Source organism: Pedobacter sp. JY14-1, from assembly GCF_029269825.1.
In the GTDB taxonomy this organism is placed as follows: domain Bacteria; phylum Bacteroidota; class Bacteroidia; order Sphingobacteriales; family Sphingobacteriaceae; genus Pedobacter.
Genome location: NZ_JARJHU010000008.1, coordinates 146,144 through 170,403 on the forward strand (window position 1 = coordinate 146,144; position 24,260 = coordinate 170,403).

Genomic DNA, 24,260 nt, shown 5'->3' on the forward strand with positions numbered 1-24,260 from the left:
GCTATGAGTATTTCGACCATTAGTATAAAACGGCCGGTACTGGCGATTGTAATGAACCTGATGATCCTGCTTTTCGGGGTGATCGGTTATTATTTCCTGGGCATCAGGGAATATCCGAACATTGACCCGACGGTGGTGTCGGTGCGAACTTCCTATCCCGGGGCGAACGCAGACATCATCGAGTCGCAGATCACCGAACCGCTGGAGAAGTCGATCAACGGTATTGACGGGATCAGGAATATTTCTTCTTCGAGCAACCAGGGCTCCAGCAATATAACCATCGAGTTTAACCTCGACAAAAACATAGACGACGCGGCCAATGATGTGCGCGACAAGGTGTCGCAGGCGGCAAGAAGCCTGCCCAAAGACATCGATGGGAACCCGGTTGTGAGCAAGCAGGACGCAAACTCTGATGCGGTGATTACCATGACGATTCAAAGTGACAAGCGCAACGTCATGGAACTGAGTGATTATGCGGAAAATGTGATCGCAGACCGCCTGCAGACGATTACCGGGGTGAGCAGCGTGCAGATACAGGGTCAGCGCAAGTATGCGATGCGTATCCGGATATCGCCTGATAAATTGTCCGCTTATGGACTGACGTCACAGGACATTGTGACTGCACTGGACCGGGAAAACGTAGAATTGCCTTCGGGGAAGATCACGGGGGCCAATACGGAACTAATCGTAAAGACGCTGGGCAAGCTGACGAATGCGGAGCAATTCAATGACCTCATCCTGAAAAATGATACCGGAAACGTAGTACGCCTGAAGGATGTGGGTTACGCGGAACTGGGGTCAGAAAATGAAGAAACCGTGCTGAGAGAATCTGGAAAGCCGATGGTAGCCGTAGGTCTAGTCCCCCAACCGGGGGCCAATTACCTGGACATCTCCAAAGAATTTGACAAACGTTTCGAGCAACTGAAAAAAGATGTACCGGAAGACATTAAACTGAACATCTCGCTCGATAACACGCTGTTCATTAAGAAATCAGTAACAGAGGTAGCCGAGACGATCATTCTTTCACTGATCCTGGTGATCCTGATCATTTACCTGTTCTTCAGAGACTGGGCGATCGCCATCAGGCCTTTGCTGGACATACCCGTATCGCTGGTCTTTACCTTTTTCATCATGTACATTTTTGGCTTTTCCATTAATGTGTTGTCCCTGCTGGCGATTGTACTGGCGACGGGCCTGGTGGTGGATGACGGCATTGTGGTGACCGAAAATATCTTCAAAAAAGTGGAAGAAGGTTATTCTCCGTTTGAAGCGGCCATCAAAGGTTCAAACGAGATTTTCTTTGCGGTGATCTCGATCTCGATCACGCTGGCGGCGGTGTTCCTGCCCGTTATTTTCCTCCAGGGTTTCGTAGGCAGACTGTTCAGAGAATTCGGGATTGTGATCGGCGCGGCGGTACTCATCTCCGCCTTTGTGTCATTGACACTTACCCCTATGCTGAATGCATACCTGATGAAGAACACGGGACATGAGAAATCCAGGTTTTACAATCTGACCGAGCCTTATTTCGTGCGCCTGAACGAATGGTATGAAGAAAAACTGAACATCTTCCTGGACAGGCGCTGGCTGGCAATACCGGTCATACTGGTTTGCGTAGGCCTGATCGTTTTGTTCTGGAATGTGTTGCCTAAGGAAACAGCCCCTTATGACGACCGCAGCGCGATCAATATGAACGTGACTACACCAGAGGGCTCCACGTTTGCATTTACAGATCGCTTTATCAGCAAGATTCAGCAGATGGTGAATGACTCCGTCCCGGAAAAGAAGGTAAACATTACCATCACATCTCCCGGTTTCGGTGGTACAGCATCTACCAACAGCGGTTTTGTGAGGATGGGACTGGTAAACCCGGATGAGCGCGAGCGTTCGCAGGCAGACATCGCCAATAAACTAACCGCTATTACCAGGAAATATACAGAAGGTAAAGTGGTGGTGACCCAGCAGCCGACGATCTCTGTGGGGCGCCGTGGCGGCCTCCCGATCAATTACATTATACAGGCTCAGAATTTCGAAAAGCTGAGGGAAAAGGTTCCCGTATTTATGGATGAGGTTTCCAAAGATCCGACTTTTACAACTTCTGATGTAAACCTGAAATTCAATAAACCGGAAATTGACCTGACGATAGACCGCGACAAGGCAAAAAATCTCGGGATTTCGGCATCAGACATCGGTTCGGCACTGCAACTGGGATTGAGCGGACAGCGCTTTTCCTATTTTTTCATGAATGGCAAACAATACCAGGTAATCGGGCAGTTTGAAGTGAATGACCGAAAGGACCCGGTTGATCTGAGTTCCGTATATGTACGCAGCGACAAGAATCAGCTGATCCAGCTGGACAACCTGGTGACAGCCCGCGAAGAAAGCAGCCCGCCGCAATTGTACCGTAACAACCGCTTTATATCGGCGACGGTATCGGCAGGTCTGGCTCCGGGTAAAAGTATTGGTGATGGCCTGGACGCTATGGACAAGATTGCGGCCAAGGTACTGGACGAGTCCTTTACTACTGATCTGGGCGGAGAATCGAGGGATTTTAAGGAAAGTTCTTCGAATACAATGTTTGCCTTCGGACTGGCATTGCTGCTGGTGTACCTGATCCTTTCGGCGCAGTTCGAAAGCTTCATAGACCCGGTGATCATCATCCTTACGGTGCCGATGGCAGTAGCAGGGGCCTTCCTTTCGTTATGGCTATTTGGCCAGAGCTGGAACATCTTCAGTCAAATCGGCACAATCATGCTGATCGGACTGGTGACGAAGAATGGTATCCTGATCGTAGAGTTCGCCAACCAGCTGAAGGAAAAGGGCGCAAGTATCCACGATGCCATCAGGGAAGCTGCAGTAGCGAGGCTGCGTCCTATCCTGATGACAAGCCTCGCCATCGCGATAGGTGCCTTGCCAATTGCAATGGCTCTGGGTGCAGCGGCAAAGAGCCGTATGGGCATGGGTATCGTCATCGTTGGCGGAACGACGTTTTCGCTGATCCTGACTTTATTTGTGATCCCAGCGATTTACTCCTACTGGTCAAAAGAACATAAAGCAAATACAGAACTGGAAAAATCTTTGAAATCTGCTTTGGAAAATGAGAGGAGCGGGCATGTTTAGAAGTTGGTTACATGATAAACTCAAAGGCACCGCTATGACGATAGTCATGATTTGGGGATTTATGCCGTTACACGCCCAGGAAAAACTTTCCCTGAAGGAAGCGGTTACCGTGGCCCTGAAGAACAACTATGACATCAGGCTGGTGAACAACGACGTGCAGATTGCCACGAACAATGTGAATGCAGGAAACGCGGGGCTATTGCCACGACTAGATGCGAGTTTTTCCGATGGCGGAAGCAGGCAGAATACGACCCGGACACAGAGCAACGGCAACGAACAGACGCTGAGCGGGGTGCGCAACACAAACATGAGTTACGGGGCATCACTTGGCTGGACCATTTTCGATGGCCTGCAGATGTTTACCAATTATGAACGGCTGAAAGAACTACAAAAGCAAGGTGAGGTAACGGCTAAGGCTACGGTACTCAATACGATCAGCACCGTGATTTCAGCTTATTACAACGTTTTGAAGGAGCAGCAACTGGTAATGGCAAGGGACAGTGCCCTGGACGTCTCTCAGTTGCGCCTGCGAATAGCAAATAATAAGTTATCAATAGGCCGTGGTTCTAAACTGGATGTAATTACCGCTCAGGTAGACTACAACACAGACACATCTGCTTATCTGCAGGAGATAGGCTTATTGAAGAATGCGAAGACAGCTTTGAACCAGGTAATGGCCCGCGATGTGAACACAGATCTTATCGCTGAAGGTGATATTACTGTGGACAGCGCACTGAACTATACTACGCTCGCGGGCCAGATGCAACAGCTGAACCCTGACCTGCAGAATGCCTTCATCAGCAAAAAACTGGCGGAACTGAACCTTAAGCAGATAAAGGGGCAGCGTTACCCCGTGATCGGGGTGAACGGTGGTTATGAATACCAGCGCAGTACCAGCCCGACCGGCTTCAATACACAGCAGAAGACTAAAGGTTTTACCTATGGCGTAACAGCCAGTCTGAACATTTTCAACGGTTTCCTGCAACGGCAGAACGAACGGAATGCAAAGATTTCAGTGAATTCGTCTGAACTGGCGCTGGAGAAAACACGGCAGGATATCAGTGCCCAGCTGACCGCTGCCTACCAGGATTACCAGACCAGCCTGAATCTGCTGAAAGTAGAAGGCAACAATGTAGAGATTGCCAGGCAAAGTCTGGACATTACTCTGGCAAAATACCGCCTCGGAAGCATCGCACCGCTCGAACTCCGTGAGGCCCAGCGAAATGCAATTGATGCAGTAACCAGACTGCTGGAAGCCCGGTACCAGGCAAAGCTGAACGAAATTAGCCTGAAGGAAATCAGCGGGACCTTAAATATCCGATAATTTGCTATTTTTAGACCATGATTCTAGTAGCAGATAGTGGTTCTTCCAAAACAGACTGGATGGGTTATAGCCCGGACGAAACCGTCAGCTTCAGTACGCAGGGGATTAATCCCTACTTTCTGAATGCCCATGATATTTTCAAGTTATTTTCCAGGAAAAAGGAGCTTGCTGTTTATGCGGAGCGGGTCAGGGAAATCTATTTCTTTGGGGCGGGCTGCTCCTCTCCTGACAAAATTGAACTCATCTCTAACGGGATTTCTTCTTTTTTCACCAATGCTTATGTATCAGTGGAGCATGACCTGATGGGCTCGGCCTACGCGACCTGCGGGGACAAGCCGGGCCTGACCTGCATCCTGGGCACGGGTTCTAATATTTCCTTTTTTGATGGAAAGGACCTGCACAACGGGGCTCACGGCCTCGGTTATGCCCTGGGAGATGAAGGGTCCGGAACTTATTTCGGCCGCAAGCTGATCACAGCTTACCTTTATGGCCATATGCCTACAGATCTGGGTACAGAATTGTCTGCTGCCTATGAGATCGACAAGGAAGCGGTAATTACCAATGTTTACCAGAAGCCGGCACCGAATATATACCTGGCTTCGGTGAGCCGCTTTATGTCCGCACACATGGAACATCCGTATATACAGGGTATTTTGCGCGAGGGGTTCCAGGAATTTATCGATACGAATATCAAGGATTACCCCGATTACAGGAGTCTGGATTGTCACTTTGTAGGTTCCATCGCCTTCTATTATCAGGATATGCTGAGTACCGTATGTAGAGAAAACGGGGTGAACGTAGGTAAGATCCTGCAGAAGCCCATCGAGGGCATTTATAACTATATTCTGCGCAAAGAGGGTATCCTGGCGTAATTCACTTCGCTTTTTTAAGTTTTCTGAAACCATAGAGCGCACCCGCCGCCAGTAATATCCCTGTTCCCCCATCCAGGGGAACATCGGGGTCGCCTCCGGGAACGCCCGGGTCTTCATCAGCTCTGGCCGCAGGTATCATAATGCACAGTTGGAAGACAAGCAGTAACAGTGCGGTCAGGTATTTCGTTATTTTCATAAGGCAATGCTAGATAAATGATCTGTCAAAAAAAAGTCGGTTTTGAACTTATCCGGATAATATGCGTTTGTCTACGCTTATGCTGTCATCTTTGTCCGCATGTGTTTAACGGAAAAGATGAAATGGGTGGGCCTTATTATGGTGCTGACCCTTGCAGAACAGGCTGGTGCCCAGTCATGGATGACGGGCTATGCCTACAGGAAGAAGATCACGATTGATAAAAGTAAGGTATTACCGGTTACGGTGACCGAAAACGGAAAACCTGTGGTCAAAGACCTCAGCGATTTCCAGGTACTGATCGAGATACAGGATGCAGACCTCGTCCATGTACCGGGCTCCTGCGCCAACAAGGTGGCCGATGCTGCCGGAATGGACATTTCCTTTGCACTGGCTTCTTCTCCCTCGGTATCCCTGAACTTCCAATTGGAACATTATGAACCATCGTCGGGTAAATTGAGTTGCTGGGTAAGGCTGGCTTCACTATCTGCAAATGGTACGGCTACTGCTGCAACATCACTTTATTTGTATTATGGGGGGCTTATATGGAATGATCCTTACAGCACTCCCTCTGTAATGACCTGGACGAGTGACTTCCTGCGGGTATGGCACATGGACGGGGTATCGTCCGGCAACGTACCTGACGCGCTCGGTGTAACCGCAAGGACCCTACTGACCAATGGAGCTGCGGGTGCTGTACAGGCAGTAAATGGCAAAGCCGGAACAGGTGCGGGGTTCAGTGGTAAGAATGGCTGCCTGGCTTCTGCGGAAGCCGTTTCTTCATCGTTTACAATCTCCCTATGGCTGAAACCGGTATCGGCTGGCTCTGATCAGGTCATCTTTGCCAATGACAGCGTTAGCGGAAATATACGTAATGGCTGTGTCGTCAGACTGACGACCGACGGAAAACCTGTATTGGAAATGTACCGCAGCATGTCGGTTTCGATCATCACAGGAAGCACGGCATTGCAAGTCAACAAATGGCATTACCTGGTGATCACTGTTTCGTCGGCGGTGGCAAATATCAGACTGGACGACAAAATTATCGGCAGTAAATCTTCAAATGTACTGGGTACCGGCGGATCGTTACGGATCGGGCAGGCTAAACAGGGCGGCATGTCTTTTTCAGGAGTACTGGATGAACTGCGGATACAAAGTACATCCCGGGAAGCTGAATGGTACAATACCCAGCGTATAAACCAGAACGATCCGGGTGGATTTATTTCAGCCGGCGAAGAGGAATATGATCCTGCTCAGTTTGCGACATTTACAGGAACCTCAGGCAATTCCTGGAATCTGGCTGCCAACTGGAAAAATTCAGCAATGCCATCTGCTTCCGGGAATGTAGTGATCGGTGCAGGTAAATCGGCTGTCATCAGTGGGGGAACAGGTCTGACATTTGGCAGGCTCATTGTACGGGAGGGCGCCAGCCTGACCAGTGCTGCCGGCATAAAAGTCAGTTGCACCCTGTGCCTGAATGCGGAAGCGTCAATGCAGTTGACCGGAGTGCTGACTTGCCTGGGAGATGTGGTCAACGATGGCAGCATTAAGTCAGGCGGGCTTTTGATCTCAGGGAAAAGTGTAAGGCAGGAACTGCGCGGAAGGGGGCATGCTTACACGGACAAGATGGAAATAGACAAGACTGCACTTACAGACACCGTAGTGCTGAAAACTCCGCTGGATGTGGCGGCATGGCTCGACCTAAGGTCTGGCGTGTTGGATGCCGGTGGCTTTCTTACCCTGACGGACACCCCTGGAAAAAGCACGGCAAGGATTTTACCGGTGTTGAACAGGGAAACAGCAGCCATCACAGGCGATGTAAATGTGCAATACTGGGTAACGGGAATGTATCCGGCCCCAGGATCAGCCAGGGGTTGGCGGTTGCTGTCATCGCCGGTATTTCAGAACACGGATACTGAGTTGCCTGCATATACGCTTTCTGCTTATCAACAGGCTATGTTTATCACCGGACCGGGAGGTACGGCGAAGGGATTCGATCCGTCTCCCCTGAACAACCATACGATTTATACCCACGACCCACAAAAAACCGGTATCCTGGTCGAGAAGTATGTTCCAATAGCCGACATGACCGCCACCATACCGCTGGGGAGGGGCGTCTTTGTGTTTTCCAGAGGGCCAAGGGACGCCGCTAACGCCTATTTAGAACAAGTGCAGGGGCCTGTATTCTCTAATCCTGCCGGATACCGCATCAGATATACTGGAAAAGTGTTTACCGGAGAATTACTTGTTAAACTGAGCAATATCAATCACGGCACTCCCGGGGACGGATTTAACCTGGTTGGAAACCCCTATCCTGCACCTGTGATATGGGGCGCACTTGAAAAAGAGAATCTGGGACCATATATCTGGGTGTATGACCCAATGAATAAGGATTATAAAGTCACTGATTTGCCTGACACGGAAATCCCTTCAGGTACCGGATTCTTCGTAAGGGTGGTTTCTGGAAAAACCTTTGGAATGGTCAGATTCAATGAGCCGGCTAAAAAATCCGCTACCGTGCCAGCTTTCTTGTCATCCTCCCGGCCTCAGTCTGCTTTAGCGTCTGCTAAAAATATTAACCGGGCAGCGTCGGTACAGGAAATCAGCGCCTGTCTTACCTACGGAAATTATACTGACACGTATCGTGTCAGCTTTACAGAGGACGGTAACGATTGTATAGACGAACTTGATGCTCCAAAGATCAATGAAGGGCTTGTCAGTATTGCAGTGCAAAGAAACGATACGCTAATGGCTATTGAAAAACGTGCAAGGCTAGTTTTACCGGCAAGGCTGGAACTGCATACTATATTACCAGGGGAAGGCAGCTGTCGTCTAGGTTTGCAGTTAAGCGAGCCACTTCTGCAACTTGCAGATATCCAATTGAACGACCGTTATACGAACGACCTGATCAAGGTAAACGAAACTTCATTTGACTATACATTTTTTAACACCAAGGCAGCAGAAGTTGCTGCAGGCAAAGGACGGTTTGTGCTTGAACTCACTGCCAAAAAAGACTCTATAACACAAACCCGACCGCACACAAATATTAAACCGGGGCGGTCCTATCGGATTTACCCAAACCCGGTATCCTCTGACCTTTTTGTAGAAGTGCCCGCTGAACAGAATACGATTATGGATTTAGAAATTACTGATCTCTCAGGTAAGACCAGAGCCGCATACAGGGCACTGCCTGTCAGTAAGGGAGGAACAATGATCAGTTGTCATGAACTCGAAACCGGCACATACCTGCTGAAGTTAAGTTTACCGGGATCTAAGCCTGTTATACTAAAACTGGTAAAGCTGTAACTTCAAAGATCCTGATATTGATATCGTCGACGATTGAATAACCAAAGTCATAGCAATAGATGGAAAGGCTTTCCGGACACTCGTGCTTTATGGAAGTATAGAATGTAAAGTCAAAACCTCCGGACTGCAATTGTGCTTTGCTTACCTGATGGATTCCCTGTGACAGGAGGTTACTGAGCATGTTGCGGTTCTGTTTTAACCTGGCATCGATCAGGCGTACCGGATTGGTTGCCTGTTGTTTCCTGAACAAATATCTGCTTCTCGCCCGGCAGCGTTCATTACAATATTTTTTATCGGTCCTGCCCCTAAGTTGGGTTCCGCATTGTTGGCAAATACGTCTTTTCATCGGTTGTATTTTTGAAAATGTATTATTTTTAGCCGGATCTGACCTGAAGTTTCTCGTTCTTTTTTTAAATAAAAAAACCCCGGAAACATGTCCCGGGGTTTTCAGAAAGAGTATTGCTTTAGAAAAAATACATTTATTTTTTGGTCACCTTGAACTCAGTTCTCCTGTTAAGTGCCCTTCCTTCAGGGTTATCCTTGCCATTGGGTAGCGTATTGGGTGCCACAGGCCTTGATTCACCATATCCTTTGCTCGTCATCCTCGATTGGGAAATTCCCTTTGATATCAGGTAATCGACACAGGATTTAGCACGGCGATTGGAAAGATCAAGGTTATAAATATCAGACCCTTTACTATCGGTGTGGGCGCTAAGTTCGATTTCAATACTCGGGTTATCTACCATAATGGTATACAGATAGTCAAGTTTGGTTTTCGAGTCCTCGGTTAAGGTCGCTTTATCAAATTCGTAGAATACGTCCTTGAGCACTATCGGCTTGTCAACCTCAAACGGCACAAGGCATATCTCCGGACTGAATAGCGTATCTTTATTCATCATGTCCTCTTTAGTGTAGGTCAGTACTTTCGCAAAGTACTTATCCTTTTCGGCCTTGATCTTCATGCCACGGTTAGCATTAAGCTGAAAGTTATAGGCACCTGATTCGCTGGTGATCTGAACCTGTGAACCTGCCGAATCGCTTAGGGTAACCATTGCCCCGGCAAGCGGTTTCAGTGTATTGCAGTCCAGGATTATTCCCTTGACAGTCAGATACTGGCGCTGGATATGGAATATCTCAAGACAGCACAAGGATTCGCGGTCAGAGCTAATGTATCCCTCTGAATCGTGATCAGCTGAAGGGGTAAAGTACATATCATCTTTAGATGAGTTGAAAGGGAAACCAAGATTTCTGGGTACTGACAGCGCCCCAAATTCACCTTCGCTCTCAAAGAAGTCATATCCACCCATACCTACTCTTCCATTTGTACTGAAAAGAAGTTTCTTGCTATCAGAATTATAATAGGGTGCCTGCTCGTCATCTGCGGTATTAATCGCAGGTCCCATATTTACAGACTGCCCCAAAGAACCATCAGTTCTTAACGGGCAATACCAAAGGTCATATTTACCCGAGCCGCCTGGCTTATCGGAAGAAAAGATAAGGTATTTACCATCTTTGGTAATAAAAGGCTGAATAGAATTAAAACCTTTAACATTAACCTGTGCCGGAAGTTCTATGGGCTCAGACCAGGGTTTGGAAGTGCCTGGAGTAGCTACCAGCTGATAGATTTTCTTCTCTCCATTATTGTTCCAGCCGGTAATATACATTGCTTTACCATTCGGATGCAATGCCGGAGCTGCTGACTCCCTGTTTTTACCATCCGATGTCACGATCTTGCGGATGGTCACCTTGTCTGTAAGCGGATTTCCGGAGGCTTCGTAAATCTCGTTCAGATAAGGTGTTTCTGGTTTGCTTACCTTCGCATTATCCTTATCTGTAAGCACCTCTTTCTTCCCTGATGAACCTACGGGTCTTGAAGAGGTAAAATAAAAACTGCTATTATTCCATACCGCTGCGTAATTGGACCCTTTGTCATTGATACCGTTATTCAGCCTGCTGACTTTAAACAGCCTTGGATAACGTAACTCATAAAGTGCAAACTGGCAAGAAGCGATTTCTGATCTGGCTTTGGCCAGGTAAGTGTCATAAGCCTTGTACTTTGAAAGAAAATCATTAAATGCCTCAATTGCTTCTGTATATTTCTGGTTGGCTCTCAAAGTCTCTCCATACCAGAAGCCGCTTAAAATATACTTCGGCTCAGTAAACCCTTTGGCAATAGCATACCAGGCCTCCGCATCTTTAAAGTCCTTATACAGCCTGAGGGACTCTGCAAGCTGGAATACGCTGTATTCATAGTCGCTCTTATCCGGGCTTTCCTGCTTTATCTTGTTAATAAAGCCATAAGGCACTACAAAACCGGAACTGTCCGCCGACAATTGTAATGTCTTCTTATAATACTCAGCAGCTGCATAATATTCCTTATTCTGAAAGTAAACATCAGCTGCCCTTTTGCTGTCAGTTACAAACTGCGCATTTACCACTGTTGAAAATAAGCACAGGATCAATATTGTTTTAAGCAATTTCATCTGTAAAAGTAATTTGATAGTTATCGCGTTTGATTATAACCTTGGACAGAAAAAGTTGGGACCAAACAAGCCTTTCCTGCTGGTGAACGAAACTGAAAGCTCAAGTCCACCCTGACTTCTCGTAGCCCTGCTCAGGTTGGAAGTATTGAAATCGTAGCTTACCCCGAAAACCATATTCTTCAGATGAAGGCCAAAAAATGCGATCGCTGCATCGTCTACCCTGTAGTTGGAACCGAACAGCAGATCTGTCTCCTGGTTTAACATCAGTTGCGCATATGCACCTGCGGCAATTTCCCGCGCATTGCCTTGTTTCATGTACAGTGCATTTGGAGTAACGTCAAGCGCTTCCGAAACCTTGATCCTTGCCCCTCCATGTGCGGCGTAGCGAATTGGCATGCGTACGCTACTGCCTAGAAACTTGTCAACGGGCCTTGTCAGGTGGCCTGCCATCGCTCCGGCGAAAACATTTACCAGTTGTCCTGGGTTTCCATCGAAATACATAATCCCTGCATTCACATCAGGAACAAGTGTATTTGAAGAAGCGAATGACTCGTTGATACCGAAATTAGGGTCATAGCCGGTTAGAGGATTGAATTGGGCACCAAGGGTAATCTTTGAAGGATCAAAGCTTTTGTTAAGAATACCTGCCTGCAATCCGAAATTGATCATATTCAACCCTTGTTTACCAAAGTGTATACGATAAGCACCTGAAACCAGTGCATTGAGATGATTATAACTGACATCACCGGCATTCTGGTTTAATACCATGGCACCAAACGCCAGATTCTTTACAGGTGCCATATCGAAGGAAGCACCCCCGGTAAGGAATGAATTGGATATCGACCCCCATTGTTGCTTGGCGTTAAGAGAAACCCTGTATTCGCCGTCGGTCACACCCGTCAGCGCCGGGTTAAGCCAAAGCGGATGCGCATAGTATTGGGAGAAGTGCGGATCTATCTGTGCGGAGACCTTTGTGGCTCCGAAACACAATACAGCTCCCACTGCCAGTATATTGATTAGCTTCTTCATAACTAAGTTGTTTTTCAGTTTTGTAGGTAAATGATTGAAGTTTACTGCGATCATCTTTTATCTTAATAGCGTTATCGTACCTTTTTTAGTTGTCTTTGTACCATCGGTAAACTCAGCCTCGAGATAATACACATAAACACCATTTGGCTGCAGGCTTCCTTTATATGTACCGTCCCACCCATTCTGCATATGCTGTGATTCATAAAGGAATTGTCCCCATTGATTGTAAACCCTGAACCTGATCTTAGCGATCGTATTTCCATATACATACAGGACATCGTTCCTTCCATCGTTATTAGGAGTGAAAGTGTTGGGAACAAATATGGTATTGCCCAGAGGATTTTCGGTTTTACCGGAGAAAGTGGTGGCATCGCTCAATTGGCAATCCAGCTGGCCTTTAGCACGTACCCTGATCGAGACCGTCTGATTTGGTTGCAGTCCCGCATACAGATAGGTTGTACCAGACGGTCCGCCACTTGGCGCTATCCAGGTCAATCCGTTGTCGATGGAAACTTCATAAGCAACCGCACCAGCAATAGCGTTCCACTGGAAGTTGATGCTGGTTGCAGTTGTCGATTGTACTGATACAACCGGTGCATCCAGCTTAGCAAGCACTGTTATCTGGACTGGCGTACGCGTGTTGCTGGTACAACCAGTCATATTGCTTACTGCTTCGACATAGTATATGGTATTGGCTGAAACTGCCGGAGTGGTAAAGGTATTACCTTCGGCAAGCTTAGTTCCTCCGGTAGGTACTGAATACCATCTGTATGTTAAGGCTGCGTCCGGATTGTTGACAGATAATACTGCTGTTGATGACGCACAGAGCGGGTCAGCTGCTCCGGATACTGAAACAGGCGGCACTGGTTTCGGCGCTACAGTTATGGTCACCGCAGCACGTGAGCTACTGGTACAGGTCGCTGTAGATGCTTCTACGTAAAATACCTGATTTGAGATGATCACCGGTGTAGTAAAGTCACTACCTGTACCTATAGCATTGCCACCTGTGGCCGTATTATACCATGTGTAAGTAACTTGATTTTGCGGGTTGGAAACGCTAAGGACAGCAATACTACCTTCACAGGCTGTGACAGCAGCTGAAACCACAGCAGGTGTATTCGGCCTAGGTGCCACCGTTATGGTCACCTTTACTCTCCCACTGGCATTTCCGCAGCCGGATACGCTGTTAGCTTCTACATAGAAGTCGGTTGTAGCATTCAGTGCTGATGTAGTATACTGGTTACCTGTAAATAAAAGTGTACCACCGGTAGCCTGCGTATACCATTTATAAGTAATGCCTGCTTTTGCATTTTCCACGACAAGTATTGCAGTTTCTCCACTGCACACTGTACCTGAAGAAGTTACCGATGGAGTTTCAGGTAATGGATTGATGTTAATGGTTACCGCCTTTGCTGTAGAAGCAGTATTCTCGCATTTGTTACTTCCCCTTACAGTTACATAATAAGAGGTTGTTGTCTGCAAGGTTGGTGTATCGAATACAGCTCCTGTAAATATCGCATTTGTTAATTGGGCATCGGTATACCAGGTAAATACAGGATTAGTAACAGTAGTACTTGAGGCGGTAAGCTTGACTTTTGTGCCGGCGCAGTATGAAGTTCCTGCTCCCGCAACAGCGATATCAGAATTCAACGCAGGAGGGTTGATGGTCACTACTGCTGCTTTTGCAGTTGTCGCTGTATTTTCGCACTTATTACCACCTCTTACAGTTACATAATAGGTCGTTGTTGCATTCAGCACTGGTGTTTCAAATATCGCTCCGGTAAATACTGCATCTGTTAATGCTGCATCGGTATACCAGGTGAACACCGGATTGGTGACGGTGGTACTGCCGGCAGTTAAAGTTGCCTTATTACCTGCACACAAAGGATTTCCTGCACCCGAAACGGTAATATCTGCCGCCACAGCAGGTGGATTAACCGTCAGCGTAACGGCTTTAGCTGTTGCTGAAGTATTTTCACATTTGTTGGCACCCCTTACTGTTACATAATATGTTTTGGTAGCTGTCAGTACAGGCGTATTGAATACTGCTCCGGTGAACACCGCATTGGTCAATACCGCGTCGCTATACCAGGTAAATACAGGATTGGTAACGGTAGTACTTGAAGCTGTCAGACTGGCTGAAGTTCCTGAACAGAAAGGTGAAGCTGCTCCGGCGATATTTACGTCGGCAGCTACTGCAGGTGGGTTGACCGTCAGCACAACAGTTTTCGCCCCCGCAGCAGTATTTTCACATCTGTTAGATCCCTTAACAGTCACATAGTATGTTTTTGTGCCCGTCAGTTCAGGAGTAGTAAGCACCGCACCGATAAAGACTACATTGGTCAGGGCTGCATCGCTGTACCAGGTAAATACAGGATTGGTCACAGTAGTACTCGAGGCAGTAAGCGTTGCTTTTGTACCGGCGCAGAAAGGTGCTCCTCCGCCGCTCACACTGATGTCTGCAGCTAGTGCAGGTGGATTGACATTTAAAGTAACCACTTCTGCCCCGGCTGCAAGATTTTCGCATTTGTTTGCCCCTTTTACAGTTACATAATAAGTAACTGTGGCGGTCAGTACAGGCGTGGTGAATTCAGGTCCGGTAAATACAACATCAGTCAGCGCTGCATCCTTGTACCAGGTAAAGACCGGACTGGTCACTGTAGTAGTGGTTGCGGTAAGCTTCGCTGTAGTACCGGCGCAATAAGTAGTACCAGCTCCTGAAACTTCCAGATCAGCTGCCGTGGCCGGTGGATTTACTTTAAGCGCAACAACCTTAGCCTCAGCCGCTGTATTTGCACATTTGTTGGTACCACGTACCGTTACATAATAAGTTCTGCCCGTCGTGAGCACTGGGGTTTCATATTCAGCACCTGTAAACACTGCATTGGTCAATGCCGCATCAGTATACCAGGTAAATACAGGATTAGTTACCGTCACACTGCTGGCGGTAAGCTTGGCTTTGGTTCCGGCACAGAAAGGTGATCCGGCTCCGGTTACATTTAAGTCTGACGCAAGTGCTGCAGGATTCACCACAATCGTGATCTTGGTCCTTGTACCTACGCTGACACATGCATTTGCATTTGTAGCTTCAACATAGTAGTCATGTGAACCTGCAGCAAGGCTGGCCGGGGTAGTGAAACTTGCTGTATTAGCGGCGACAAGATTACCCCCTGATGCCGCATCGTACCAGTTAAACGTTACCCCTGCTACGGCATTTACACGTAAGGTAACCGGAGTGTTGAAACAGGCCGTCGCAGGGTTGCCCGCCGCAGCAACTGGCGGAAGCGGTGCTTCAACTATGGTGACTGTTACTTTTGTTTTTGCGCTTTCACAATTGTTCCGTGTAGCAGATACAAAATAGTCGTAGGTACCTGCTGCTAAAGTATTGTCAACAGTAAAAGAGATGCCATCTTTCCCAGCCAGATAAGTAGCACCTCTGTACCATTTATAAGTAGTACCTGGTGCGGGGTTGGCTATTGCTAGTATAGCAGATGTTCCTGCACAGGCAGTCACTGTCTGGCTGGCCACTTTAGGTGCCGCAATGATCCTTCTAGCATAATTAAAGTCCAGCGTAGTCAGGACCGCTGCCAGGCCTGATTTCAATCTTAATTCCACCCCATCGAATTGCTTTTGGGGAACAAACTTAAGTGTCGCTGCACTGTTATCGCTCAGCAGTTCCAGGTGGATAAGCGGGTTGCTGGCCACAAGCTGGTCATTATTGCTTGTCGCCCCGTTGAAAGTTCTCAGTTCAATGGATGGGAGAACTGCCAGTGACAGCAATTTTCCGGGCGAACTGATCCTTACGACGACAGTATCACCTATTGCTGACAGACCGTTGAAGCCTACCTGCTGGTAAACAGAAGCACCAAGTGCGCCGACAGGCATTACAAATGAAGATCCCGTCTGTGCATTGTTGTCCACGGCCAGGCCTGGATTAAATACCCCGGTAAGCAGGGCCACGCCATCTACACCATGTTTAACGGATACTGTGGCAGCTTCACAAGGGACATCTGTAGGTGCAACCCTGGGCAGCACAGTTACGACAACAGGTTTCCGCACCGAAGTACAACCTCCGGCTACCGATGCTGAAACATAGAAAGTGATCTGGATCGGAGCAGTGCCATCGTTAATGAATTGGGAAGTCACAAGCCTTGCCCCGTTGAAAACAGGAGTTTCACCAGGATTAGTAGTATTAAACCAGCTGAATGTAGCACCGGCAGTACTTGACGTTGCTGTCAATACTGCAACTGAACCGGAAGCAATTACAGGAGCTGCAGGCGTAACTACAGGGGCGTCCAGTGTTCCGACTTGTACAGTAGCCACTGCCTTCGACGCCGAAGCCACACCACAACTGTTTACAGCTTCTACTGAATAAGTTGTCGTGGCAGCTACCGAGGCAATGGTAAAAGTAGGGCCGTCTTTACCTGTCTGATAAACACCTGCGTTGTTATACCACTTATAGGTAATTCCGGTAACTGGGTTGCTTACGGAGAGTACTACAGAATTACCAGCACAAGTATTTACAGAGGATGAAACCAATGCCGGCGTCTGTGGTGCAGGTGTTACAGTGATGTTCACTGCAGTCCTGTAGCTTGAACAGCCAGAAGCGGTGGTTGCTTCAACATAATATTTTGTATTTGCAGACAAGGCTGGTGTAGTAAAGGTAACGCCGTCCTTACCTGTCTGGTAGTTGCCGGAAGCATCGTACCATTTATAGGTGATTCCTGATTTTGGATTCTTAACGGTGAGGACTGCGGTTTGCGTTGCGCAGGCCGTAACATCTGCCGCGACTATTTCAGGTGAAACAGGAACACGTTGTGCATAGTTGAGATCGATCGAAGTCAATGCACCAGCGAGCCCTGAATTCAACCTTACTTCAACTTTATCAAATTGCTTGGTTGGGACAAAACTCACCAGGGCTCTGCTGTTTCCGCTTAAAAGCTCGATACGGATCAGGGCATTGTTAAGTTTAATTACATCATTGTTGCCGGTATTTCCATTATAAGTACCTACTTCAATATTTGAAAGGACGCCAACTGAAAGTAATTTGCCGGGAGCAGTGAGCAGTATACGTACTGTATCACCTATATTAGAAAGGTTTGCAAAACTCAACCGCTGATAAACGGATGCGCCAAGAAGGCCGACTGGCATTACCAGTGAAGACCCGGTAGTTGTATTGTTGTCGATCGCCAGTTGCGGATTGAATACACCCGCCAGCAAAGCTACGCCATCTACACCATTTACTTGGGCGACAGGTGCCTCACAAGGTACAGGGTTAGGCAGCCCCCCGCCGCTTACATTGACCGTAACCGAGACCCTTCCAGGCGCTGAACAACCGCTGGCGTTCGATTTTGCTTCTACATAATAGGTTGTAGCAACAGTTAACGGCGGGGTAACAAAAGTAGGACCTGTATAAACAGGAGTTACTGATGTTTCTGATGTATACCAGCTAAAGGTAATATTCGATTCCGAAGAAGTAGCAGTCAGTATTGCCGTCTGGCCCGGATTCACCGTAGCAGAAGAAGCCTGTACCTGTGGTAACGCAGGCAAGGGCAAGACGGTAATGGTTACTGGTCTTCTGGAAGCACTTGTACAGCCTCCGTTTGCAGCTTCTACATAATAAGTAGCTGTAGCCGTAAGTGCCGGAGTATTGAATGTCTGTCCAGTAAATACCGGAGTTCCACCGGTTGCAGTATTATACCAGTTATAAGTTAAACCACTTACCGGCCCACTTACCTGGATTGTTGCGGAAGATCCGGAACAAACAGGGCCAACAGCAGCGACAACAGGAACAGCAGGAGCTGTGGTTACGTTAACCGTAACAGGTATTCTTGGAGTACTGGTGCAGCTTCCCCTGCTTACTTCTAAATAATAAGTCGTGTTTGCGGTAAGTACTGGAGTCGTAAAGTTCTCTCCTGTTTGAAGGAGCGTACCTGCAGTCGCAGCACTATACCATCTTAATGTTGTGCCACCATTTGCAGAAGCAGACAATGTTGCTGCACTTCCCGAACATACCGTTTGGCCAACAGTATTAATAGTGGGTTTTGGATAAACGATCTCGGCACCATAAATACTGAGGTTACTTAATGCTGCTACAAGTGCCCCAAATCTTACCTCTACACGGTCAAATGTCCCGCCGGCAGGAAATGTGGCTTTAAATCTGTTGCCACTCAAGAGCTTCAGATCAACAAGGGCAGAATTGAGCTGGTAAGTCTTGATGACATCGGCACCATTCATCACTCTGATAGTAACACCGCTAAGCACACTGAGATCTGCAAGCCCAACCGGAGTTTCCAGATCCAGACGTATACTATCCGAAGCAACGCCATCCTTACCGAAGATCAATCTCTGGTAACCGGTAGCGCCGACACCCACAGCCAGGTTTATTTTTGTAAAATTATTAAGATTGGCATCAGTAGAATTTCCAGCGCCCTGTATGCTGCACAATACACAGATACCGTCGATACCGGTCTGTTGTGCCACTGCTGCGTTACAATTTGTATTTGTAGTACCATTTATTACAGTTACCGTAACAGGAACTCTTTTAGAAACGCAACCTGTTGCATTCTCTGCCGCTACATAGTAGGTAGTTGTAGCAGTCAATACCGGGGTAGTCAATTCAGCCCCGCTGCCGATTGCAGTTCCACCAGTAGCCACTGCATACCATCTCAATGTACCTGTACCTGTGGCCCTCAATGTAGCAGTCTGACCTGCGGTAATTGTTTCGTTATTTGTAGATACAACAGGTAAATCCGGAACGGGATTTACCACAATTTCGACTTTTGTCCGGGTAGCACTTACGCAACTTCCATTTACAGCTTCAACATAAGCATTTGTAGTTGCGGTAAGTACAGGAGTAGTAAACGCATTGCCTGTAGCCAGTGGCGTGCCGCCCGTCGGAGTGGAATACCAGCGGTAAGTCAAACCTGTTACAGGATTACTGATTGTCAGCAATGCAGTTGAACCGGAACATACTGGCGCAACAGCTGTCACTGCAGGAGCAGCGGGGACAGCTGTAACGGTAACCCGCACCGGCACCCTCACAGACTCATCCAGGCAGCCGGTTCTTCTGGCCGCTACATAATAAGTTTTATTGGCACTCAGTGCAGGTGTAACAAATGCAGCGTTGTAGGCTACAGTAGCTAAAGGGCTGCCTCCGGTCAGACTATCATACCAGCGCAGTTCGTTGGTAGCTGCTGTTGTAGCGGTTAGGCTCACAGCACTCCCTGAACAGACGGAGACCATATTTGAGGCCGGAGCTGTAAAAGTAGGCCTTCCTGCAGAACGCGTTATAGCATAAAGGTTTAAAGTTTGTGTCAAACTGGCATTTAGCAGTGACGACATGGACACTTTAACACGGTTGTAGGCTATTCCAGGTGCAAAAGAAACAGACACAACTTGTCCGCTGTTCAGCAAACCAAGGAGGTCGAGGTTGATCAGTGAAGATAAGCTGGCCGTACCAACTTCTGTAATCCCATTGTATGCAGTTACCGATACATTGTTCAATAAACCTACGTTTAAAAGCGCCGGATCTGCCTGGATCTTTATATTGATATCATCAGTCGGATTAGACAGGGTTTCGAAGTATATATTCTGACTAATTGTCCCCGCCACACCAAGAATGCCTAAACTGAGCTCAGAATAGTTGTTCGGGTCGGTATCTATTGCTCTCTCAGGATTGGTCACACCAGCCTTGCCCAATCCCAGCAGATCAACCGTAAGCCCAGTTCCTTCATAACCGGTAGCAAATCCCTGGGCACAGGGGTCAGTTCCCGTTGTATAGAAAGCATTATATACTCTCATGCTGTTACTGGCACCCAGCAACAACGCATTGGTCACGTCCTGTATATAAATACGATCATAGCTTGATGAAGGTGTAAGCGCCACATAGAAATTTCCAGAGGCGTCTTTGATCAATCTGAGGTTAGGGTTAGTAAACGCCCCCGTGCTACTCCCTGAAAGCACAGCAGAACTTCCGTTTCTCGCCTCTATTTTAAAGAAATGATTACCCAACGCGACATTCCCCAAAACATCAGCGAGTACTCCGCCCAGGTTTCCACCAATAAGGGCGTTTAAAACGTCTGGGTCAAAATCTATACGCACAAAAGATGTTGTACCGGCCGCAACAACAGAAGGAAATTTGATTTCCAATTGCCCGGTGTAACGCCCGATGCCGAGGGCCAAACCTCCGTTCGATTTTACAGTCGCAAAACTATTGTTGGCCAAAACCGCATTACCAGGATTATCCACATGGTCGTCAGCAGCACTACCGATAGTAACCTGATTAGCATAAATCCGGGACTGCGCATACGATTTGAAACCAAAAAACGTTATACCCAATAAAGCAATAAGAATAATAACAGACTTTTGAGATTTCCCTAATAAGGTAGATGTCCATTTCATAGGAGAGAGATTGAGATTATCTTAAATTAACTTGATGCAAGTTTAATCATAGATCAGCTCGTAATTCCCGTTCGAATTGTTCATTTAAGCGCTCTCGCCAATTACACGCTGTTCATTTTATTCATTTTGGGACAAGAGGTATTCGCGCTTTTTCAATAAAAACCCGCATATTTGTTTGCTTTATAGACGATTACTCAAATATTTTTACTCCCATTCATTTTTCGTTCACACAAAGGGGTTCTTTGTTTTTGTTTAAAGCGTTATATTCGATACATTCAAGAATTTAACGCTTAACGAAATATTGTATGGACGAGACATTTATATTAAATGAACTAAAAAGCTTAATTCTTTCCAAGACAGGAATACGTACAATTACGCCAGCTGATTGTAAGCGCATTTCGATTGAGATAAGCAAAACATTAAATAAGAATGTGAGCGAAACTACGATTAAGCGATTGTTTGGTTTTGCCATGGTCAAGCACAACTTCTCCAAGTTTACGCTGACTACGCTTTCAGAATATGTGAACGAAGAGCATCTTGAACAAGGCTCCCCAAACAAGGGCCTGAACATTCAAAACTCGCCCAGGACCTGGAAAGAAATTCATGAGAAAGCGATAAAGGTTTCCGAATATACTGTCAAAGCGATAAAAAACCGTTCTGGCATTCCCTATGAAATGACGATCAGCAGAAAGTTCAGTGAACACGATTTTGAACTCTTCTTCAAAAGTGACTACAGTTTTACCAGCTATATTTCGCAGCCTGGATATGGCAAAAGCATTCTGCTCACCCACCTTGCTGAGAAACTAATCAGCAATGAACGGAATATCTTCTCAGATTCCTCTCTGTTGTTTATTACAACAAGCAGCCTTTTCAACGGCGAAAAAGGATTGGTCAATTTTGAAGAACAGCTTAAGTTTCATCTTGGCATTCCTGCAAAGGACAGCCTGATCGCTCAGGCGGCCCAGAACTACGATACAACAGGTGGAAAGCTGATTATTTTTATTGACGGCTTCTCAGATCATGAATTCGAAAAAGACTTAAAAAAACAGCTATTTGAAAGCATTACGAATTTTCTTTGTACCATCGAGAACTGCAAGGCGATCAAACTGGTCCTAAGTATGAGATCAACTACCTGGATTCGGTTTTACAATGAAATCAGGCATTCCGCATACCTCAAATCGAAGTGGTTTCCCGGAAGTTACTTCAATGTTGCTGAGATTTCAAATGTCCCTCCACTCACAGAAAAAGAGGTAGACCAGATTTTATCTAAAATCAATTCGAAGGAACATCCGGAAATAGGCCCAAATCTGAAAGACCAGTTAAAATTCCCCTTTCACATTCAATTATACCATCAGTTGAAAAAGGAAGATCCGAATTTTAATTATTCAACCAATATCACTTTTTATGAGCTGATCTTTAAATTTATACAGAACCAGATTTATCGTTCAAACTATTACACGGAAAAAATCCTCTTCCTGAAGAAAATCATACTACTGACTGATTTCGGAAGAAATGGAAGCTCAATATTAAAAGACGACCTGATTGGAGACCTGCTCGCCTTCAAGAACGCATATATAGAGTTACTTTCCGATGGCATACTCATGGAAGAAAAAAGTAACGAAGACTTTCATCCCAAGGAGTATGTTAAATTTATCCACCCTCATATATTTGAGTATTTCCTTTTTATTGAAATACTTGAAAAATTTGACCTTAAGGTAGACGGCTCATATTTTGACTTTATCCAGAAAGAATACAAAAGTGAACAAATTCGGTTCCAGTTACTTCAGTGGACAATTCGCTTCATCATAAGAATTGGCGATTTTAAATCTCTTGCACTGCTCTTCGAGCTTGATCTGAATAACTACGAGAAGAATTATCTTATTCTATTCGTTGCGGAAAATCTCCATTACAGGTGCAAGAACAACCCAGACACAAATAGGCTTTTGCACGAACATAAGTTTCACGAAGCAATAGTAAAGGAATTAATCAGTTTCGACTTTATTGATTCTTTCTATCGTGATGCCATTAATGTATTGATCGAGATAACTGAAGATGAAGAAACATTAATGGTTTATCACGCTATCTTGTCGATATTTGATGTTTTCAGCTTAAATACCGATCTCATTAAAAAACGTACGAACATACTTTATAGTTTTGACTCAAAAAAATGGCCTGTCCATCCTCAAAAAATCAATCAGCTTATATTAGACCGGATAAACGGAAAAACAGATAACAAGATCGCCATGCAGGAATTGATAAAGGCCTGTTCAGAGAGTTATTCCGGCGTCTATTCGATCCAGCAAACTGTTTCGCTTATCCTGATCATTGTACTGGGCTTTTTTTATAAATATAACGATGCAGACGTAAAGAACATTAGATCTCTTTATAATCATACAGCCCTCGAGTCTCAGCCCCGCTCTCAACTGGCTATATTCCTGGTCAGCCTCCTGGCACTGGCAAACCTGATCCAGGGAAATAATACCAGGATATTTCAGTTTGGTAATATCCTTAGCCTACTGGGTAAAGACAAAATGAGATTTGGCGTTACCAAATATACAGAAGCAACTACCAAGCTTATCAATGCCCAACTAAATTTTCTGGAAAAAGAGTACGCTGTATCCTATCAATATTATCTGGATTGTCTTCAGATCTTTAAAAGAAACAAGTTGAACTTACATTGTACATATATCTACAGTACGATCATAGAAATCTTCAAGAAAATGAATGATCATACCCGGGCTAACGAATTTAAGTACGACATGTTATGCTTTATAGAAGACAATAACATTTCAGGTAAGTTCAATAACTGGGAAAGAAACAATGATATAAATTAATTAAAAGAGGTTAGTACCGTCAGATTCTCTGGAGATTACATCAGCAATTGATGTACTGGCCAGAACATTCAGTGTAGCATTTCTAACATCGATAAAGGTCTTGCGAATTCCGCAGGTAATTTCGTCATGGCATTCATCACACTTACGATAAAATTTCAGGCTTGCACAAGGGACCATTGCAATAGGCCCGTCTGTTATCCTTAAAATATCTGCAAGAAAGATATCCTCAGGAGCCTTATTAAGGCTATATCCTCCTCCGGCACCCTTTTTACTGTAAAGGTAACCTGCATTACGCATGTCAAGCAGGATTTGTTCAAGGAATTTCCTGGGAATCATTTCCCTTTCTGCCAGTTTTACAATCTGCATAGGAGGATTCCCGATGTTTTTCCCAAGTGCAACTAAAGCCTTAATGGCATATTTTGTTTTCTTAGACAGCATATAAGCAAATTTACGAAATAAAGTTATCAGAAAAAACATGTCTCCGGAACATAAATATGGCCAGTTACATCGTCTTAGCGGAAAAGCCCACATAGTTACCCACAAAAATAACCGAATATAAAATAAACAAAAACTATAATCTAAAATAAAAACATCATTACTTCTTATAACCACATCAAAACAACCAAAAAGGACCTCTACGTTCTATTCATTGGATGGAACCCGCTTGAAAATACTTTATTAGCTTTTTTGTATTTTTGA

General features: G+C 46.0%; 11 protein-coding genes. 5 read left to right on the forward strand and 6 right to left on the reverse strand.

The window, feature by feature from the left end; translation table 11 throughout:
* Positions 1-3 precede the first annotated feature (3 nt).
* The 3 genes from P2W84_RS14275 to P2W84_RS14285 are packed head-to-tail and all read left to right on the forward strand — an operon-like array spanning position 4 to position 5,313.
* Positions 4-3,117 (forward strand): efflux RND transporter permease subunit, encoded by a 3,114-nt coding sequence (locus tag P2W84_RS14275; protein ID WP_276090827.1) that lies wholly within the window; start codon positions 4-6, stop codon positions 3,115-3,117.
* A 34-nt stretch (positions 3,118-3,151) separates the two neighbouring features.
* Positions 3,152-4,441, forward strand: coding sequence for a TolC family protein (locus P2W84_RS14280; protein WP_276090828.1), 1,290 nt, complete (start codon positions 3,152-3,154; stop codon positions 4,439-4,441).
* A 17-nt stretch (positions 4,442-4,458) separates the two neighbouring features.
* Positions 4,459-5,313: an N-acetylglucosamine kinase gene (locus P2W84_RS14285; protein WP_276090829.1), complete on the forward strand. Its 855-nt coding sequence runs from the start codon at positions 4,459-4,461 to the stop codon at positions 5,311-5,313.
* Position 5,314: 1 nt separating this feature from the next.
* Here the strand turns inward: P2W84_RS14285 and P2W84_RS14290 are convergent, their stop codons facing one another.
* A complete protein-coding gene (locus tag P2W84_RS14290; RefSeq protein WP_276090830.1) occupies positions 5,315-5,509 on the reverse strand; it encodes a hypothetical protein in 195 nt (64 codons plus the stop codon).
* Between the two features lie 99 nt (positions 5,510-5,608).
* Here P2W84_RS14290 and P2W84_RS14295 point away from each other — a divergent pair, with 99 nt between their 5' ends.
* Entirely contained in the window at positions 5,609-8,812 is a 3,204-nt protein-coding gene (locus P2W84_RS14295; RefSeq protein ID WP_276090831.1) for a LamG-like jellyroll fold domain-containing protein, read from the forward strand.
* Here P2W84_RS14295 and P2W84_RS14300 read toward each other — a convergent pair.
* From P2W84_RS14300 to P2W84_RS14315, 4 genes are all read right to left on the reverse strand, one after another.
* Complete coding sequence (locus tag P2W84_RS14300) at positions 8,787-9,158, reverse strand: hypothetical protein (protein WP_276090832.1); 372 nt, start codon at positions 9,156-9,158, stop codon at positions 8,787-8,789. The two genes, P2W84_RS14295 and P2W84_RS14300, sit on opposite strands and share 26 nt — an antisense overlap.
* A 133-nt stretch (positions 9,159-9,291) precedes the next feature.
* On the reverse strand, positions 9,292-11,295 hold the full coding sequence (locus P2W84_RS14305; protein WP_276090833.1) for an OmpA family protein: 2,004 nt from the start codon (positions 11,293-11,295) through the stop codon (positions 9,292-9,294).
* 33 nt (positions 11,296-11,328) lie between these two features.
* Positions 11,329-12,324, reverse strand: coding sequence for a PorP/SprF family type IX secretion system membrane protein (locus P2W84_RS14310; RefSeq protein ID WP_276090834.1), 996 nt, complete (start codon positions 12,322-12,324; stop codon positions 11,329-11,331).
* A 57-nt stretch (positions 12,325-12,381) separates the two neighbouring features.
* Entirely contained in the window at positions 12,382-20,727 is an 8,346-nt protein-coding gene (locus P2W84_RS14315; RefSeq protein WP_276090835.1) for a gliding motility-associated C-terminal domain-containing protein, read from the reverse strand.
* Between the two features lie 431 nt (positions 20,728-21,158).
* On the opposite strand from P2W84_RS14315, the gene P2W84_RS14320 reads away from it, so the two are divergent.
* The gene (locus P2W84_RS14320; RefSeq protein WP_276090836.1) at positions 21,159-23,561 is read left to right on the forward strand and encodes a hypothetical protein; all 2,403 of its coding nucleotides are present in this window, start codon (positions 21,159-21,161) and stop codon (positions 23,559-23,561) included.
* Here P2W84_RS14320 and P2W84_RS14325 read toward each other — a convergent pair whose 3' ends face one another.
* The gene (locus P2W84_RS14325) at positions 23,562-23,999 is read right to left on the reverse strand and encodes an Rrf2 family transcriptional regulator (RefSeq protein WP_276090837.1); all 438 of its coding nucleotides are present in this window, start codon (positions 23,997-23,999) and stop codon (positions 23,562-23,564) included. It lies immediately after the preceding gene.
* Positions 24,000-24,260: the final 261 nt, after the last annotated feature.

What these genes read in the sequence shown, in the direction of transcription:
- P2W84_RS14275 (WP_276090827.1), top strand. Translation starts at nt 4, where the DNA reads ATGAGTATTTCGACCATTAGTATAAAACGGCCGGTACTGGCGATTGTA.
- P2W84_RS14280 (WP_276090828.1), top strand. Translation starts at nt 3,152, where the DNA reads ATGACGATAGTCATGATTTGGGGATTTATGCCGTTACACGCCCAGGAA.
- P2W84_RS14290 (WP_276090830.1), bottom strand. Translation starts at nt 5,509, where the DNA reads ATGAAAATAACGAAATACCTGACCGCACTGTTACTGCTTGTCTTCCAA.
- P2W84_RS14325 (WP_276090837.1), bottom strand. Translation starts at nt 23,999, where the DNA reads ATGCTGTCTAAGAAAACAAAATATGCCATTAAGGCTTTAGTTGCACTT.
- P2W84_RS14295 (WP_276090831.1), top strand. Translation starts at nt 5,609, where the DNA reads ATGTGTTTAACGGAAAAGATGAAATGGGTGGGCCTTATTATGGTGCTG.
- P2W84_RS14315 (WP_276090835.1), bottom strand. Translation starts at nt 20,727, where the DNA reads ATGAAATGGACATCTACCTTATTAGGGAAATCTCAAAAGTCTGTTATT.
- P2W84_RS14285 (WP_276090829.1), top strand. Translation starts at nt 4,459, where the DNA reads ATGATTCTAGTAGCAGATAGTGGTTCTTCCAAAACAGACTGGATGGGT.
- P2W84_RS14305 (WP_276090833.1), bottom strand. Translation starts at nt 11,295, where the DNA reads ATGAAATTGCTTAAAACAATATTGATCCTGTGCTTATTTTCAACAGTG.
- P2W84_RS14300 (WP_276090832.1), bottom strand. Translation starts at nt 9,158, where the DNA reads ATGAAAAGACGTATTTGCCAACAATGCGGAACCCAACTTAGGGGCAGG.
- P2W84_RS14310 (WP_276090834.1), bottom strand. Translation starts at nt 12,324, where the DNA reads ATGAAGAAGCTAATCAATATACTGGCAGTGGGAGCTGTATTGTGTTTC.